Source organism: Octadecabacter arcticus 238 (genome assembly GCF_000155735.2).
Taxonomy (GTDB): domain Bacteria; phylum Pseudomonadota; class Alphaproteobacteria; order Rhodobacterales; family Rhodobacteraceae; genus Octadecabacter; species Octadecabacter arcticus.
Genome location: NC_020908.1, coordinates 3,489,569 through 3,504,270, shown reverse-complemented (window position 1 = coordinate 3,504,270; position 14,702 = coordinate 3,489,569). Strand labels below are relative to the sequence as shown.

The following is a 14,702-nucleotide window of genomic DNA, read 5'->3' as shown; positions in this document are numbered from 1 at the left end:
TCTCCTTAGCTGCGATCTGCGGGACTGCCCGGCATCAGATCATAGGGGTGTTTGAAACCTTTGGTGCCCTCGATGCGGGTCATCCAAGCGTCAATGTGGGGAAATTCAGTGCGATCAAACCCGAAAGGTTCTGGGTAAAACAGGTAGCCAACGCAAGCGATGTCCGCGATGCTGAGCGCGTCACCGGCCAGATACGGTGTGTCTTCGAGCTGGGTCTCCATTATCTTCAACGCTGATGTCAGGCGCATCAGCAGGAATGCATTTACGTCAGCGTTTCGCTTTTCTTTGGGCAGGAAGTTGGTATTGAACCTCAATACTCCGGCAACGCCGCTGACTTTGTGGTTATCAAAAAACATCCAGCGCAGAATGTCGCGGCGTTCTGCTGCGGATCGTCCACCAAGCTTACCGGTCTTGGACGACACATAATCCTGAATGACACCGGATTGCGTCAAGATCAGATCGCCGTCTTCCATGACCGGCACTTCGCCCATGACGTTCATCGCACGGAAGTCTTCTCCACGGGTCGCGCCGCTGAAGAAATCAACATAGACGGGCTCCCATTCTGCTTCTGACAATTCCAATGTCAGCGCGGCCTTGTAGGCGTTCCCGCTTTCGCCAAAGCAATGTAATTTGATCATGGTATGCCCCTCCCAAGGGATGCGCCTTTGATTGGCGACGGATTTGAGTTGTACTTGCCAAGATGAAGATAAGCAGCATCTCTTGTCTAACGGGCCCTATTTTAACGAACGATTAAGGTTAATAGCCCAGAAACAGAGGGCGTCGATAGCTGGAGAGTGAAGCGACGTCCAAGGTGAAGCCCCGATCTGTCGTGCCGCGCCCCTGAAAATAGGGGAACATTCGGCGGTCGGGGTGGAGCACTTTCTTGCGCTTCATCTTGGTCGGTACCACTCTCCCCGAAGGGCCGATTTACGCCAGTGTGCTGGTGTCACTTCTTGCGCGCCTCCAGTTCGGAATTGAATATCCGCATTCGGTGGCCGAACGTGTCTTCGTCAATCACGCTGTCGAAGTTTTCGAACAGGAACGACAGTGCCTCGCCCTCATCCAGCCCTGCGTCTTTGGCAAAGCGTTTAAGACGGCGATACCCATCTTCGGTCATGGCCACCGGAAAGCGACGGGTGAGGCGGAAACGTTTTGGCATGTGACCTCTGATATAGGGATTGGAAAGGGCAGGTTTAACCCGCCCTCACTTTAAAAGTTAGCAGCATCCAGCGCCATCACCGTGTCACCGCCGGTGTTGATCCGCGCAAGGTGCATCTTTGTGGCTGGTAATTGGCGCGCCATATAATAGCGCCCTGTGGCGATTTTGCTGTAGTGGAAATCTGTGTCGGTGTCGCCAGCCTCCAAAGCATCCATCGACGCACGTCCCATTTTAGCCCACATCAAACCAAGGCAGACGTGGCCCATCATGTGCATGAAATCATAGGACCCAGACAGCGCATCGTTGGGATTTTTCATATTCTGCATAAAATACATGCCCGCTGCTTGCAGATCCTTAGACGCCTCTTTCAACGGCTCGAGAAAATCCGCCTCAAACGCGGCGTCGCCTTTGTTGTCGGCGATGTAGGTTTTGATTATCTCAAAGAATGCCATGACGGTTTTGCCGCCATTCAGCCCAAGTTTACGACCGACCAGATCAAGCGCTTGAATACCATTCGTGCCCTCATAGATCATCGTGATACGCGCATCGCGGACGAACTGCTCAAGGCCCCATTCTTGGGTAAAACCAGACCCGCCAAGGGTTTGTTGCGCCAAGACACAAGTTTCAAATCCTTTGTCGGTCAGGAACCCTTTGATCACCGGAGTCATCAGCGAAATCAGTGCTTCTGCGTCTTCATCGCCGTTCTTGTGGCTGCGGTCCATCAATGTAGCGCCCCAATAGGTCAACGCGCGCGCGCCTTCGACGAACGACTTCTGGTCCATCAAGTTGCGGCGTACGTCTGGGTGCACAATGATTGGATCGGCGGGCTTGTCTGGTGCTTCGACACCTGTCACGGCGCGTCCTTGCAAGCGATCGCGCGCAAATCCAAGAGCGTTTTCATATGCCACGGCGCCTTGTGCATAGCCTTGCAGGCCAACGCCCAGACGCGCCTCATTCATCATTGTGAACATTGCGCGCATGCCTTTGTGCATTTCACCAATCAGGTATCCGGTCGCGCCGTCATAGTTCATCACGCAGGTCGCATTGCCGTGAATGCCCATCTTTTCTTCTAAGCCGCCACATGACAATGCATTGCGTTCGCCCAAGGACCCGTCTTCGTGGACCATAAACTTCGGCACGATGAACAGTGAAATCCCTTTCACGCCATCCGGCCCGCCTGGAATTTTTGCCAGCACGAGGTGGATGATGTTGTCGCTCAAGTCATGCTCGCCTGCCGAAATCCAGATTTTCTGGCCGGAAATCTTATAGGTGCCGTCGTCTTGTGGCACGGCTTTGGTGCGCATCAAACCAAGGTCGGTGCCGCAATGGGGTTCGGTCAGATTCATCGTGCCGGACCATTCGCCCGTCGCCATTTTGGGCAGATACATCGCCTTTTGGGCGTCCGTGCCGTGAGTGACGATCGCGGAAATGTTGCCATGCGTCAGGCCGGGGTACATGTTGAACGCCATGTTTGCAGAGACCATCGGTTCCATCGCGGCGGTGTGCATGATATAGGGCAGGCCTTGGCCGCCGTATTCTTCGGCCAGATCCATCGACATCCAGCCGCCCTCGGACATTTTGTCGTAAGCGTCTTTGAAACCGTCAGGCGTGCGCACAACGCCGTTTTCCAGACTACAGCCCTGTTTGTCGCCCACAGCGTTCAAGGGCGCTAAGACTTCGCTGGCCAGTTTGCCCGCCTCGGTCAGAACCGCATCGGTAAAATCGCGATCAAGATCTGCAAATCCTGGAATATCCATTTCGGAAATATTCAGAACGTTGTGCAGGATGAACTGTTGGTCCTTGGTGGGGGCGGTGTAGCTGGGCATTGATGGCTCTTTTCGTGATGAGGTGTGGCGGGTCCGTTGGCCGCTTTAGCTTGCGATCGCCGGTATGTGTTCAAGTTTTGCCAATCGCGCGGCGCCCCAATCCATTTGGGCTTTCAGCTCTGCGATGGCTTCGTCAAGTTCGGCACGCTGGTCTTGCATGTCGGTCAGATGCTTTTGCGCCAGAACAAACGTCTCACGCAGTTGGGTTTCTTGGCTGTCACCCATGTAATACAGATCGAGAAGCTGGCGAATTTCTTCGAGGCTGAAGCCAAAGCGCTTGCCACGCAAAATCAGTTTAAGCCGTGCGCGGTCGCGCTTGCCGTAGAGTCGCTTCTGACCTTCACGTTTTGGGAACAGCAGTTCCTTAGCCTCGTAGAAACGAAGCGTCCGTGGTGTGACTTCAAATTCCTCGCACATCTGGCGAATTGTCATGGTCTGTTCCGTCATTTCATATCCTCGATGCGTTTCGTGATATTTGCAGGTGAGGCGCTGAAACTCACCATACAAGCAATGTTGACGTAAACGTAAACGTTACGCCGCGTCAAAACCAAGCTTACGAAAGGTAAGCAAAGAAACTGCCCGCGTTTGCGCAACAATCTAAGAGGGGGGGGTGGTCAAAATTTTTCAATAACACATGTTTTATTAGGCTTTCAGGATTTTCCTGTCGCATCTTGGGAGTCGCGCAAAAAAATGTGTCGACAAGTGTGATTGCCACACTTTCCCGGCCAGTTGTTTGAAATTGAGGTGGTTCTCTGGAGTGATACGCCCGATGTCAGGGGCTCTTATGAGTCGCGTGCACAACAGCCCTTTCGTCGTTTCGGACGTGGACGCCGCGCGGCCCCAACCCTATTACCCAACGTTTTACCCGAGCGATCTGGCCGTGACGTCGCGCATTTCTTTCAGTTCAGTCAAGGTTTCGTCCAGCTGGCGGCGCTGGTCTTCAAGTTCACCCAACTGGCGATCGGCCAGTTCAAGCCAGTTTCTCATCTGCGCTTCGTCGCCGTCGTTCTCGCGGATCATCAGCCATTGGCGAATCTCCTCGAGCGGAAAGCCGAACTTGCGACCGCGCATCACCAGCGTCATCCTCGCCAGTTCCTTGGCACCGTAAAACCGCGCCCGGCCAACGCGTTCGGGTGACAGTAATTCAATGTACTCGTAATAGCGTAACGTGCGCGGGGTCACATCGTACTTGGCGCACATTTCTTTAAAACTTAGCCGCGGTTCTGTCATGGGGTGTCTCCCTTACTTGGGGATAACCGTACGCCGCAGCGCCGCGCGGGGCAACGCCTACGATCGTATGTGAATTGACACTTGTGCACAGGGCTGGGGCAGGGTTCAACGGGGTATGACCAACGAACGCCAAACCAAAATCGCCGCCCAGTTTATTGCAGCATTGCCCCATGCCAGTGCGCTGGGCATGACGTTAACAGAGATCGGCAACGGCCATGCCACGATCACCATGCCCTATGATGAACGTCTGGTCGGTGATCCCGAAACGGGTGTAATCCACGGCGGCGCGGTGTCAGCGTTGCTTGATACCTGCGGCGGTGCTGCCGTGATGGTGCATGACAGTTTGCCGGTCGGGACGGCGACGCTTGATCTGCGGATTGACTACATGCGCCCCGCCAAACCCGGCGATACTATCACGGCGCGGGCCGAATGTTACCATGTCACCCGATCTGTCGCGTTTGTGCGCGCCACTGCCATGGACGCTGACACCGACCGCCCCGTGGCGACAGCAACGGGCGCTTTTACAATCCATACTGCCAACACCGATACCGCAACTGACACCAAAACTGGGGGTGCCACATGAAGCGTCCCGAACCGGTACAGGTCGTCAAACAACGCCGCGACGCCGCGCTGCAATCGCTGATCCAAGGTGTGCCCTACATTCAGTTTATGGGCATTCGGTTTGATCGGCGCGGTGATGAATTGACTGGTGTGATGCCCTATCAAGACATGCTCGTTGGCAACCCGATGTTGCCCGCCCTGCATGGTGGCGCAACGTCTGCCTTTCTGGAAACCACCGCAATTATCGAATTGTCTTGGGCGATGATGTGGGACCGCATGGAAGCTGGCGAAGACGTCGGCAATTTGCGCCTCCCCAAAACCATCGATTTTACCGTCGATTACTTACGCACGGGATTGCCGCGCGACGCCTACGCGCGCGCCACGATCAACCGCTCCGGTCGCCGCTACGCATCGGTGCACGTTGAGGCTTGGCAGGACAACCGCACACGGATGTTTGCGCAGGCCACAGGGCACTTCCTGATGCCTCAAGACGATGGCTGACCGCAGCCGTCGGCACCTGACACACGGCCGCATTCTGCAAATCGCAATGCCGGTGGTGCTGGCCAATATCACCGTTCCGCTGCTCGGCCTTGTGGATACAGGCGTTATTGGTCAACTGGGGCTCGCAGCCCCCATTGGGGCCGTTGGAATCGGCGCGATCATCCTCACTGCGTTGTATTGGATATTCGGCTTTTTGCGAATGGGCACGACGGGCTTCGCCGCCCAGGCGATCGGTGCAGGGGACACGGACGAATCCGCGGCTATCCTTGTCCGTGCGCTGGGCGTCGCTGCAATTGGCGGCCTCTCCATCGTCATCTTGCAATCGCCACTGTTCGCGCTGGGCTTCTGGCTCTCACCCGCCAGTGGCGAGGTCGAAGCCCTTGCGCGCAGTTACATGTCTATCCGTGTCTGGTCCGCGCCGTTCCTGATCTCGACCTTCGCAATAACCGGTTGGCTGGTCGCCGCTGAACGCACCCGCGACATTCTGGTGGTCCAACTGGCGATGAACGGCACGAATATTGGTCTTGATCTGTTGTTCGTTCCTGTCTTTGGGTGGGGCGTGCAGGGCGTCGCCGCCGCGACAGTCATCGCTGAAATATCTGGCTGTGGCCTTGGCCTGTGGTACTGCCGCGCAGCGTTCGCCGCCGCCCCATGGCACACCGGATCTGATGCGTGGGCGCGCCTGCTGGACCCCGTCAAACTCAAACGCTTTGCGTCGGTAAATTTTGACATCCTGATCCGTTCGTTGTTGTTGCAAGCGATCTTCATGTCGTTTCTGTTCTTTGGAGCGACATACGGCGACACGCGGCTTGCGGCGAACCATATCCTGTTGCAATTTTTGTCCGTCACGGCCTATGCGATGGACGGTTTCGCCTTTGCCGCTGAATCGCTTGTCGGGCAGGCAATGGGCGCACGTCGCCGCGCGGCCTTTCGCCGTGCCGCGCTTATGGTGTCGCTTTGGTGCTTTGGCACAGGTGTCATTCTTGCGCTGGCATTTGCCCTATTTGGTGGCGCAATTATTGATGCCATGACCACGGCACCCGATGTGCGCATCGCCGCACGCAACTACCTGATCTACATGGCGCTGACGCCACTAATCTCGGCGGCACCATTCATGCTTGATGGTATTTTCATCGGCGCAACCCGCACCCGCGACATGCGCAATATGATGGTGATTTCCACGCTGATATACTTTGTAGCGGCCCTGTTGTTAATGCCAATCGCAGCAAATCACGGTCTCTGGATTGCCCTGCTGATCAGTTTCGCGGCACGCGGCGCAACACTGGCTTGGAAATATCCGGCCCTCGAACGCTCTGTCTCTTAAACCCGTCTTTGCTTCTGAAATATCCCGGGGGAGGCCGTTAGGCCGGGGGCTGCGCCCCAAAACGCCTCGAAACCGCCGCTAGACTATAGCCAGAACCGCCTCCGGTGGCCGCCCGATCGCTGCCCGCCTGTCCAGAATCACAATAGGCCGCTCAATCAGGATCGGGTGTGCCACCATCGCGCCAATAAGCTCCGCCTCGCTCGCTGATCCCAAACCCAACTCTCGAAACATCTTTTCACCCTTGCGCATCATGGTGTCCGCCGTGACGCCAAGGGCGTTGCGCACAGCGACAATCTCCGCCTCGCTCGGTGCATCAACCAGGTACAACCGCACCGCCGGCTGCAAACCTCTCGCCTGCAACAGTGCCAAAGTCTCACGCGATTTGGTGCAGCGCGGGTTGTGCCAAATGGTCAATTGGGTTGGCATCATAGCCATTCTTCCCGCCTTGTTCCGACCGCGTCCGCGACGTTTGTAAAGCCGTCGCGTGCCAACAAATCATCGACGCCTCGCGCGATGTCTGACGCCAGTGAAATGCCGCCATAAACCAGCGCCGTATAGAGCTGCACAGCGGAGGCCCCCGCGCGGATTTTTGCATAGGCTTGCGCGGCTGATCCAACGCCACCGACCCCGATCAACGGCAAATCAGTCAGGCTCGACAATTTTGCCAGCACGCGTGTTGATCTTTCAAACAAGGGTTGGCCGGATAAACCACCAGCCTCGCCCTTGTGTGCGCTGGTCAGTCCCTCGCGCGATAACGTCGTGTTCGTGGCGATGATCGCGGCAACGCCAGACGCGCGCGCGACCTGCGCCACGTCGGCCAAGTCTGCATCGCTCAAATTCGGCGCGATCTTCAGGAACATCGGAATGCCTGCCACGTTCGCAGCCTTCACCCCGCCCAGCAACGCCGCCAAGGCATCTTTACCTTGCAAATCGCGCAGGCGTTCGGTGTTGGGTGAGGATACATTGACCGTCGCAAAGTCGACATAAGCGCCGCAGTGGGCCAGCACAGATGCAAAATCCGCCGCGCGGTTATCGCTGGTTTTGTTCGCCCCAAGGTTCAGTCCGACGATGCTACCAGCCGGACGCGCGGCCAGCCGTTCACCGATCGTCACCATCCCTTGATTGTTGAACCCGAACCGGTTGATCGCCGCTCTATCTTCGGTCAGCCGATACAGACGCGGGCGCGGGTTGCCGTCTTGTGGCAATGGCGTCGCGGCGCCAACTTCCAAGAACCCGAACCCCGTGCGCCCCAACGCGGCAAGGCATTCGGCGTTTTTGTCAAACCCAGCCGCCAGTCCGACAGGGTTCGGTAAGTCCAATCCCGCAACCGTGCAGCGCAATCGATCAGACGTCACGGGCCCGGATCGTGGACCAAGCCCCGCGTTTAACGCTTTTAACGCCAGCCCATGGGCGCGTTCGGGGTCAAATCTGCGCAAGACATGCAACCCGATCCCTTCAAGCATAGTCATGTCAGATCAAGCACATGTCGTCCGTCAACCAGCGGCATGGGACGCACCCAAACCAGTTCTGACAGCAACAGGGGGCGTGCGTATATATGGGGGAAATCCTGCCCGCCGCGTGACGGTTCCCAGACCAAATCTGCCCCGTAAGTGGCGGTATCGAGTGCGACAAGGATCAAGCCCTCGACGCCTTTGAAATGTTTGTCAGCGGTCTCTTGCGCCTGTTGTGCGGTTGAGGTGTGCACATACCCGTCGGCCAAATCTATCGCTGCTCCGGCGAAACTGCCGGTGGCGTCCAAGGTGGCCCATTGCTCGGCGGTGAGTATTTTATATATCAACATTTGTCCGAAGTGGCGCGACATTAGGCAAACGTCAAGTGTTTCGCTTTCGTCACAGGTCTGTAACAGGGCGACGTTACGCTACCTGTGCGGCTATTCTTTGACTCTGTGACCCGACTGGGCGCAAGATGTGGCCAGAATTATGTGACACAACCAAATGGGGGCTATTATGCTTACACGACTTCTTACAACGTCAGCTGCGATCACGATGATAGCAGGCGCCGCGACGGCGGATTATTCGCTGACAATCCTGCACACAAACGATTTTCACGCGCGTTTTGAACCGATCAGCAAATACGATTCTGGCTGTAGCGCCGAAGACAACGATGCTGGCGAATGTTTTGGTGGCACGGCCCGTTTGATCACCGCAGTTGCGGCCGCGCGCGCGCGCAGCAACAATTCTATCCTTGTGGATGGTGGCGATCAGTTCCAAGGCACGCTGTTTTATACATATTATAAGGGCGCGATGGCGGCCGAATTTATGAACCAGCTGGGCTATGACGGCATGACCGTCGGCAACCATGAATTCGACGATGGTCCGGAAATCCTGCGTGGCTTCGTTGATACGGTGAATTTCCCAGTGTTGATGTCGAACGTCGATATCTCGGGTGAGGCGCTTCTGTCTGACGCCATCGAAAAATCCACCATCATCGAACGTGGCGGCGAACGCATTGGCCTCATCGGTCTGACGCCGGAAAATACCGACGAACTTGCATCCCCCGGTCCCAACGTGACCTTCACCGATCCTGTTGCAGCTGTGCAGGCCGAGGTAGATCGTTTGACCGCTGAGGGCGTGAACAAGATCATCGTGTTGTCCCACTCAGGCTACAACGCGGATATGGCGATTGCGGCGGCGACAACCGGCGTTGACGTTATCGTCGGCGGCCACTCCAACACCCTGCTTGGTGACAGTGAAGACGCAGTCGGCGCATATCCCACCATGGTCGGCGACACGGCCATTGTGCAGGCCTACGCTTACGGTAAATTCTTGGGCGAATTAAATGTCACGTTTGACGACGACGGCATGATCACCGAAGCATCTGGCGCGCCATTGCTCATCGACGGCACCGTTTCGGAAGACGCAACAGCCAAGGAACGCATCGCTGAACTGGCGCTGCCACTTGACGAAATCCGCAACCGTGTTGTGGCTGAAACCGCTGGCGTGCTGACGGGTGATCGCGCCGTCTGTCGTCAGATGGAATGCGACATGGGCAACCTGATTGCGGATGCGATGCTGGCACGTGTTGCTGATCAGGGTATTGACATCGCACTGCAAAACTCAGGCGGTATCCGCGCTGATATCGACGCGGGCGAAGTGACGATGGGCGAAGTCCTAACAGTGCTGCCGTTCCAGAACACCCTGTCCACGTTCCAGATTTCCGGAGAAACCTTGATGGCCGCTTTGGAAAACGCTGTATCTCAGCATGAGGACGGCTCCGGTCGGTTCTTGCAGATCGCTGGCATGACGATGACTGTTGATCTGTCCATGGAGGCGGGCAGCCGCATTTCCGATGTGATGATCGGCGGCGCGGCTCTCGATATGGCGACGACATATGGTGCTGTGTCTAACAACTTCGTGCGCAACGGTGGCGACGGTTTCGATATGTTCTTAACAGCCGAAAACGCCTACGACTTCGGCCCCGATCTGGCTGACGTTACGGCGGAATACATTGCCGAAAACGCGCCCTATCAGCCCTACACGGATGGTCGCATCAACATGAGGTAAGGGGCCGATGCCTCTCACGTCTGAGCCCCGCTGCGCGCAATCGCGGCGGGGTTTTTCTTTGCGCCTGTGAAACGTCTTGGCTATCATGCCCCCATGGCGCACCCGCTTGAAGATCTTATCGATGCCCGCATTCACGCTGCCCAGCAGGACGGCGCGTTTGACGATCTGGCAGGGCTGGGCAAGCCGCTTCTGTCCGCTGAAGACCCCGAAAACGCACTGATGAACCGCCTGATGCGCGAAAACGGGGCTGTGCCGGAATTCGTGTCGCTTTCGCGCGAACTTGAGCGTTTGCGTAGCGAACTGGCGGACGTCACAGACCGCACCAAACGGGCAGACATTCTCAAAGATATGTCGCTGATGGACGCCAAGATCGACCTTGCACGCAACGCGTATCGCAAATGATGGGGCATTAAGGGATGTGCGGACGCATGGCCATAACGCTGCCCCATGATGCTATGTCGCAAATGTTCGCAGCTGCCCCCGCTAACGATTTACCCGACGTGCCGAATTATAATGTTTGCCCGACAGATCAGGTCGCGTCTATCACCAGCACAGACGGTGCGCGGCATTATCGCCCGATGCGCTGGGGCTTTATTCCGCATTGGTATAAAAAGGCGAATGGTGGCCCGTTGCTGATAAATGCCCGTGCTGAAACCATCGCTGAAAAGCCAGCGTTCAAGGCGGCATGCCGGACCCGACGCTGCATCATCCCCGCGTCGGGGTTTTACGAATGGACGCGGTTGGACGATGGCACAAAATTACCATGGTATATCCAACGCAGCGACACAGCCTCAATTGCATTTGGCGCGATATGGCAGGACTGGACGGACGATGAAGGCGTGGTGGGCGCGACGGTGGCCATCGTCACGACCGGCGCAAACGACGCCATGGGCAAAATCCACCACCGCATTCCCGTTATTCTTGAATCTGATGACTGGGCGCTTTGGCTCGGCGAAGACGGTAAGGGGGCTGCGACGCTGATGCAGGCCACGGGCGAAGAAACGTTGAAATTCCATCGCGTGGATCGGATGGTCAATTCCAACCGCGCGTCCGGGCCAGACTTGATCGACCCTCTGGATGTTTGAAAAAGATGCCAGTTCAGTGTCACAATGGATCATAAAAGGAATGATCTGGGCACGATACGAAGTCTGGGGAGCCCAAGAAGCATGGGTTCGATGGGCATCGCGCTTGCCGATCTGCTAGGCTGAAGCCGTCATAGGTATCGACGTTCGACATGACGTCGTAGCCATCAACACCAAATTTTTTGGGGAGCGATCGATGATCCAACTTGAAACACCAGGCGTTTATGTCACCGAATTAGACGCGTTTCCCAATTCAGTAATCGAAGTGACAACTGCCATCCCAGTCTTCATCGGCTATTCGCAGTTTGCAAAAACCGGAACCACCGATCTGACGAATGTTCCGACGAAGATCAGCTCATTCGCTGAATACCAAAATTTCTTTGGTGGCGGGCCACACCTGACGGTGGCGCAGGACAAGACACCGGGTCGATACACCTGCACAACACCGTTCCTGATGCACCGCGGTATGAAATTTTTCTACGATAATGGTGGTGGTGATTGCTACATTGTGTCGGTGGGTCCCTACACCGACGCCACAGGCAAGGCGGTCGTGCCGAACAAGGACGTCATCATTGGCGCACTTGCGCCGCTTGTGGCAACGCAGGAGCCCACAATGGTTCTAACACCGGACGCCGCGTGGATGAAAGTTGATGCATGGGGTGCGATTGCCAAAGAGGTCCTGAGTCATTGCGAGACGTTGGGAAGCCGGATTGCGATTCTGGATTTGGTTGGCGGCGATCAGAAATTTGGCGATTCGAGTGCAAACGACCCTGTCAAAAATTTCCATGGTAATGTGGGCGCTGACGGGCTGGGCTATGGGGCCGCCTATTACCCTTGGCTGAACACCAATCTGATTGAGAGCGCGGAGATCACGTTTCTTAATCTCAGCGATGATCTGAAATTGTCAGTGCAAAAGAAGGTTACGGCTGAGGCCGATGACCCGAACAATCCCAACCCAAGATTGAAGACACTGGCGGCAAGCATCACGACAGTCGAAACTGGTGACGGTGCAACGATCCCTCACCAAGCGATGTTGCAAGTAAGCCCTGCCTACGCGGCGACCATGCGCGACGTGCTTGCGGAGATCAACGTCATGCCGTCAAGCACCGCCATGGCCGGTGTCATCTGCCAAACAGATAGTAACATTGGCCCATGGAAAGCACCTGCGAACATGTCGATTGTAAATGTTGTGTCCCCTACAATTCATATCACGTCGCAAGAACAAGAAGCCTTGAATGTGCCGCTGAACGGCATGGCTATAAATGCGATCCGCACGTTTGCAAATCGTGGCGTGTTGGTTTGGGGCGCACGAACCCTTAACGGCAACAGCCAGGATTGGCGTTACATTTCAGTGCGCCGGACGATGATCTTGATCGAACAATCTGCCAAGATCGCCTGTGAGGCGCTTGTGTTTGCAGCCAACGACGCCAGCACATGGGCATCGCTTAAGGCGGTTCTCGAAAACTTTCTTGCAAATCTGTGGAAACAAGGGGCACTGGCCGGGACCAAACCAGCGGTTGCGTACTGGGTCTCTGTGGGTCTTGGGTCCACGATGACCGCGACAGATATCCAGAATGGTATCCTCAACGTGACCATCGGGGTGGCCATGACGCATCCGGCGGAGTTTGTCGTTTTGACGTTCACGCAGCAGATGCAAACATAATTAATCCCTTTTGGGTTTGTTGTCAGTTGCGTTGGACCGCTCTTGAAACCCCGCAGGCCCGAACCCATTAATATGAAGTTGAACCGAAAAATAAGACAGCAGCTTTGGTGACATGAGGGACGAATGACAAAAATCAACGGATCCAACCATCCGACGCGTCACGGATACATGTCCGAAAAAATTCAGGGTGACTACATCACAGCGGCCATTGCGAAAAACCTACTGCCAGCCGACGCACATCGCATGTCCCATATTATCTCGCTGACCGCGCCACGTGATGAGTCCACGCCGATCCAGTTTTGGCAGCTCTACTCGGCGCTGGGGCAGGACCCGATCGTCACTATTGTGCAGAATTTCTATGAGAGAGTTTTTGCAGACGAAGACTGGTTCAGGTCGGTTTTCGCGCGGGTTGGGGGCATTGGCCATCACATTAACACGCAGGCCTCGATGTGGATCGATGTCATGGGTGGAGGGCCATATTATCACGGTGCGGAGTTTCGGTTGAGCTTCCATCATACCCACAACGCGATCCAGCTGATGAACGAGAAAGGGGCGAAACGTTGGTCCCAGTTGATGCGCGACACGCTTGATGCCTCATCCACGGTTATGACCGATGACCCGCGCATTCGAACAAGTATCGTAACTCCCAAGCACCCCAGCCGATAACGGGTTTTTGTCAGTTTTGATGTGAGTCTCCTTGGCCATTAGGCGCATGAATTTTCTGTTGTGGTCTGAATTTCGTGGCGCTGTGACGATTTCTCTGAATCATTGGTGGAATGGACCAAGTTACTGCTCTTGAACAACTCCTTGCCACGGCTCTGCGCAGGATCGCCGAGTTGGAAGCCGCGTTGGCGAGCATGGCGCAAGAGAATGCGGATCTGCGGCGTCAGTTGGCCAAGAACAGCAGTAATAGCAGCAAGCCGCCTTCGAGTGATGGGTTGAAGAAGCCGGTACCGCGTAGCCTGCGTGGTAAGTCCGGTAAGAAAAGTGGTGGCTAAGTTGGCCACCGAGGTGACACCCTACGTCAGACAGCAACGCCTGACTTTGTGGAGCGACATGAGGCTGAGGCCTGTGGCACCTGTCAGCATGGCTTGACGGCTGGGATGATCAAGGCGGTGGAGAGGCGTCAGGTTTATGACATACCGGTGCCGCGTCTGGAGGTCACAGAGCATCAGGCAGCGATTTATTGTTGTGGCCATTGCCGAGCCATGACGACAGCCACCTTTCCCGATGGCGTGAATGCACACGTGCAATACGGTAAGCGCATTCGGGCGGCGGCGGTCTACTGCAATGTTCAGCAGCTGATCCCCGAGGATCGGGTCTGCCAACTCCTGCGTGATTTGTTTGGTGCCACCAGCCTATGCGCGGCCAGCGTGACCAACTGGGTGAACGGCACAGCGCGTACCTTGGGTGGCGTCGTCGAACACATTCTGGCCCGGCTCAATGAAGGCGGCGTTCGGCATCTGGATGAGACCGGACTTCGTGTTGCTGGTAAGCTGCACTGGCTGCACTCAATCAGCGATCTCGCCTTCACGCATTATCGCATCAGCGCCAAGCGCGGTGCTGTTCCATCCTTCCTGACCGGCGGGACAATTGTTCATGACCACTGAAAGTCCTATTACGCCCATATGAGTGGGGTGGACGCGCACGCCCTGTGCGGGGCGCATCATTTACGGGAACTCAAGGCCATCGAAGAAATCGAAAAGGAGCCGTGGGCGTGCGCGATGAGCGTGCTGCTCAACAGCGCCAATCAGCTCAAGTGCGCGGCTCAGGGGCGAGGCGAGACCGAACTCCCCACGTCGGTTCACCCCGGAACGTGTCAACGACTTTGA

20 protein-coding genes are annotated in these 14,702 nt (G+C 56.2%); 11 read left to right on the top strand and 9 right to left on the bottom strand.

Annotated features, from left to right (window positions below):
• Nucleotides 1-5: 5 nt before the first annotated feature.
• The 6 genes from OA238_RS18170 to OA238_RS18150 all read right to left on the bottom strand — a co-directional run bounded on the left by OA238_RS18170 (nucleotide 6) and on the right by OA238_RS18150 (nucleotide 4,215).
• Nucleotides 6-638 (bottom strand): glutathione S-transferase family protein, encoded by a 633-nt coding sequence (locus OA238_RS18170; RefSeq protein ID WP_015496302.1) that lies wholly within the window; start codon nucleotides 636-638, stop codon nucleotides 6-8.
• Between the two features lie 118 nt (nucleotides 639-756).
• Nucleotides 757-894, bottom strand: coding sequence for a hypothetical protein (locus tag OA238_RS32960; protein WP_187293069.1), 138 nt, complete (start codon nucleotides 892-894; stop codon nucleotides 757-759).
• Nucleotides 895-946: 52 nt separating this feature from the next.
• Nucleotides 947-1,159: a hypothetical protein gene (locus tag OA238_RS18165; protein WP_015496301.1), complete on the bottom strand. Its 213-nt coding sequence runs from the start codon at nucleotides 1,157-1,159 to the stop codon at nucleotides 947-949.
• 50 nt (nucleotides 1,160-1,209) lie between these two features.
• Nucleotides 1,210-2,985, bottom strand: coding sequence for an acyl-CoA dehydrogenase C-terminal domain-containing protein (locus tag OA238_RS18160; RefSeq protein WP_015496300.1), 1,776 nt, complete (start codon nucleotides 2,983-2,985; stop codon nucleotides 1,210-1,212).
• A gap of 45 nt (nucleotides 2,986-3,030) precedes the next feature.
• On the bottom strand, nucleotides 3,031-3,432 hold the full coding sequence (locus tag OA238_RS18155; RefSeq protein WP_015496299.1) for a MerR family transcriptional regulator: 402 nt from the start codon (nucleotides 3,430-3,432) through the stop codon (nucleotides 3,031-3,033).
• A gap of 414 nt (nucleotides 3,433-3,846) precedes the next feature.
• Nucleotides 3,847-4,215 (bottom strand): MerR family transcriptional regulator, encoded by a 369-nt coding sequence (locus OA238_RS18150; RefSeq protein ID WP_015496298.1) that lies wholly within the window; start codon nucleotides 4,213-4,215, stop codon nucleotides 3,847-3,849.
• 115 nt (nucleotides 4,216-4,330) lie between these two features.
• On the opposite strand from OA238_RS18150, the gene OA238_RS18145 reads away from it, so the two are divergent.
• From OA238_RS18145 to OA238_RS18135, 3 genes are read left to right on the top strand one after another with little or no spacing between them, the layout of a single operon-like run.
• Nucleotides 4,331-4,798: a PaaI family thioesterase gene (locus OA238_RS18145; protein WP_015496297.1), complete on the top strand. Its 468-nt coding sequence runs from the start codon at nucleotides 4,331-4,333 to the stop codon at nucleotides 4,796-4,798.
• Complete coding sequence (locus OA238_RS18140) at nucleotides 4,795-5,277, top strand: PaaI family thioesterase (protein ID WP_015496296.1); 483 nt, start codon at nucleotides 4,795-4,797, stop codon at nucleotides 5,275-5,277. Before OA238_RS18145 ends, OA238_RS18140 begins: the two co-directional genes overlap by 4 nt.
• On the top strand, nucleotides 5,270-6,601 hold the full coding sequence (locus OA238_RS18135; RefSeq protein WP_015496295.1) for an MATE family efflux transporter: 1,332 nt from the start codon (nucleotides 5,270-5,272) through the stop codon (nucleotides 6,599-6,601). Before OA238_RS18140 ends, OA238_RS18135 begins: the two co-directional genes overlap by 8 nt.
• Before the next feature lie 78 nt (nucleotides 6,602-6,679).
• Here the strand turns inward: OA238_RS18135 and arsC are convergent, their stop codons facing one another.
• From arsC to OA238_RS18120, 3 genes are read right to left on the bottom strand one after another with little or no spacing between them, the layout of a single operon-like run.
• Nucleotides 6,680-7,030: an arsenate reductase (glutaredoxin) gene (gene arsC, locus OA238_RS18130; RefSeq protein WP_015496294.1), complete on the bottom strand. Its 351-nt coding sequence runs from the start codon at nucleotides 7,028-7,030 to the stop codon at nucleotides 6,680-6,682.
• Complete coding sequence (locus tag OA238_RS18125) at nucleotides 7,027-8,070, bottom strand: quinone-dependent dihydroorotate dehydrogenase (RefSeq protein ID WP_015496293.1); 1,044 nt, start codon at nucleotides 8,068-8,070, stop codon at nucleotides 7,027-7,029. The genes arsC and OA238_RS18125 overlap by 4 nt, the downstream gene beginning before the upstream one ends.
• Nucleotides 8,067-8,402 (bottom strand): DUF952 domain-containing protein, encoded by a 336-nt coding sequence (locus OA238_RS18120; RefSeq protein WP_044038499.1) that lies wholly within the window; start codon nucleotides 8,400-8,402, stop codon nucleotides 8,067-8,069. The genes OA238_RS18125 and OA238_RS18120 overlap by 4 nt, the downstream gene beginning before the upstream one ends.
• Nucleotides 8,403-8,568: 166 nt before the next feature.
• Here OA238_RS18120 and OA238_RS18115 point away from each other — a divergent pair, with 166 nt between their 5' ends.
• From OA238_RS18115 to OA238_RS34025, 8 genes are all read left to right on the top strand, one after another.
• Nucleotides 8,569-10,125: a bifunctional metallophosphatase/5'-nucleotidase gene (locus OA238_RS18115; protein ID WP_015496291.1), complete on the top strand. Its 1,557-nt coding sequence runs from the start codon at nucleotides 8,569-8,571 to the stop codon at nucleotides 10,123-10,125.
• 93 nt (nucleotides 10,126-10,218) lie between these two features.
• On the top strand, nucleotides 10,219-10,527 hold the full coding sequence (locus OA238_RS18110) for a DnaJ family domain-containing protein (RefSeq protein ID WP_015496290.1): 309 nt from the start codon (nucleotides 10,219-10,221) through the stop codon (nucleotides 10,525-10,527).
• A gap of 14 nt (nucleotides 10,528-10,541) precedes the next feature.
• Nucleotides 10,542-11,210, top strand: coding sequence for an SOS response-associated peptidase (locus OA238_RS18105; RefSeq protein WP_044037142.1), 669 nt, complete (start codon nucleotides 10,542-10,544; stop codon nucleotides 11,208-11,210).
• Nucleotides 11,211-11,403: 193 nt separating this feature from the next.
• Nucleotides 11,404-12,870: a phage tail sheath family protein gene (locus tag OA238_RS18100; protein ID WP_015496288.1), complete on the top strand. Its 1,467-nt coding sequence runs from the start codon at nucleotides 11,404-11,406 to the stop codon at nucleotides 12,868-12,870.
• A 123-nt stretch (nucleotides 12,871-12,993) separates the two neighbouring features.
• Nucleotides 12,994-13,536, top strand: a complete 543-nt coding sequence (locus OA238_RS18095; protein WP_015496287.1) for a globin domain-containing protein — start codon at nucleotides 12,994-12,996, stop codon at nucleotides 13,534-13,536.
• A 110-nt stretch (nucleotides 13,537-13,646) separates the two neighbouring features.
• Nucleotides 13,647-13,868, top strand: a complete 222-nt coding sequence (locus OA238_RS34035; protein ID WP_015495645.1) for a DUF6444 domain-containing protein — start codon at nucleotides 13,647-13,649, stop codon at nucleotides 13,866-13,868.
• Between the two features lie 105 nt (nucleotides 13,869-13,973).
• The gene (locus OA238_RS34030; protein ID WP_144055935.1) at nucleotides 13,974-14,480 is read left to right on the top strand and encodes an IS66 family transposase; all 507 of its coding nucleotides are present in this window, start codon (nucleotides 13,974-13,976) and stop codon (nucleotides 14,478-14,480) included.
• 27 nt (nucleotides 14,481-14,507) lie between these two features.
• Nucleotides 14,508-14,702, top strand: a complete 195-nt coding sequence (locus tag OA238_RS34025) for a hypothetical protein (RefSeq protein WP_144055934.1) — start codon at nucleotides 14,508-14,510, stop codon at nucleotides 14,700-14,702.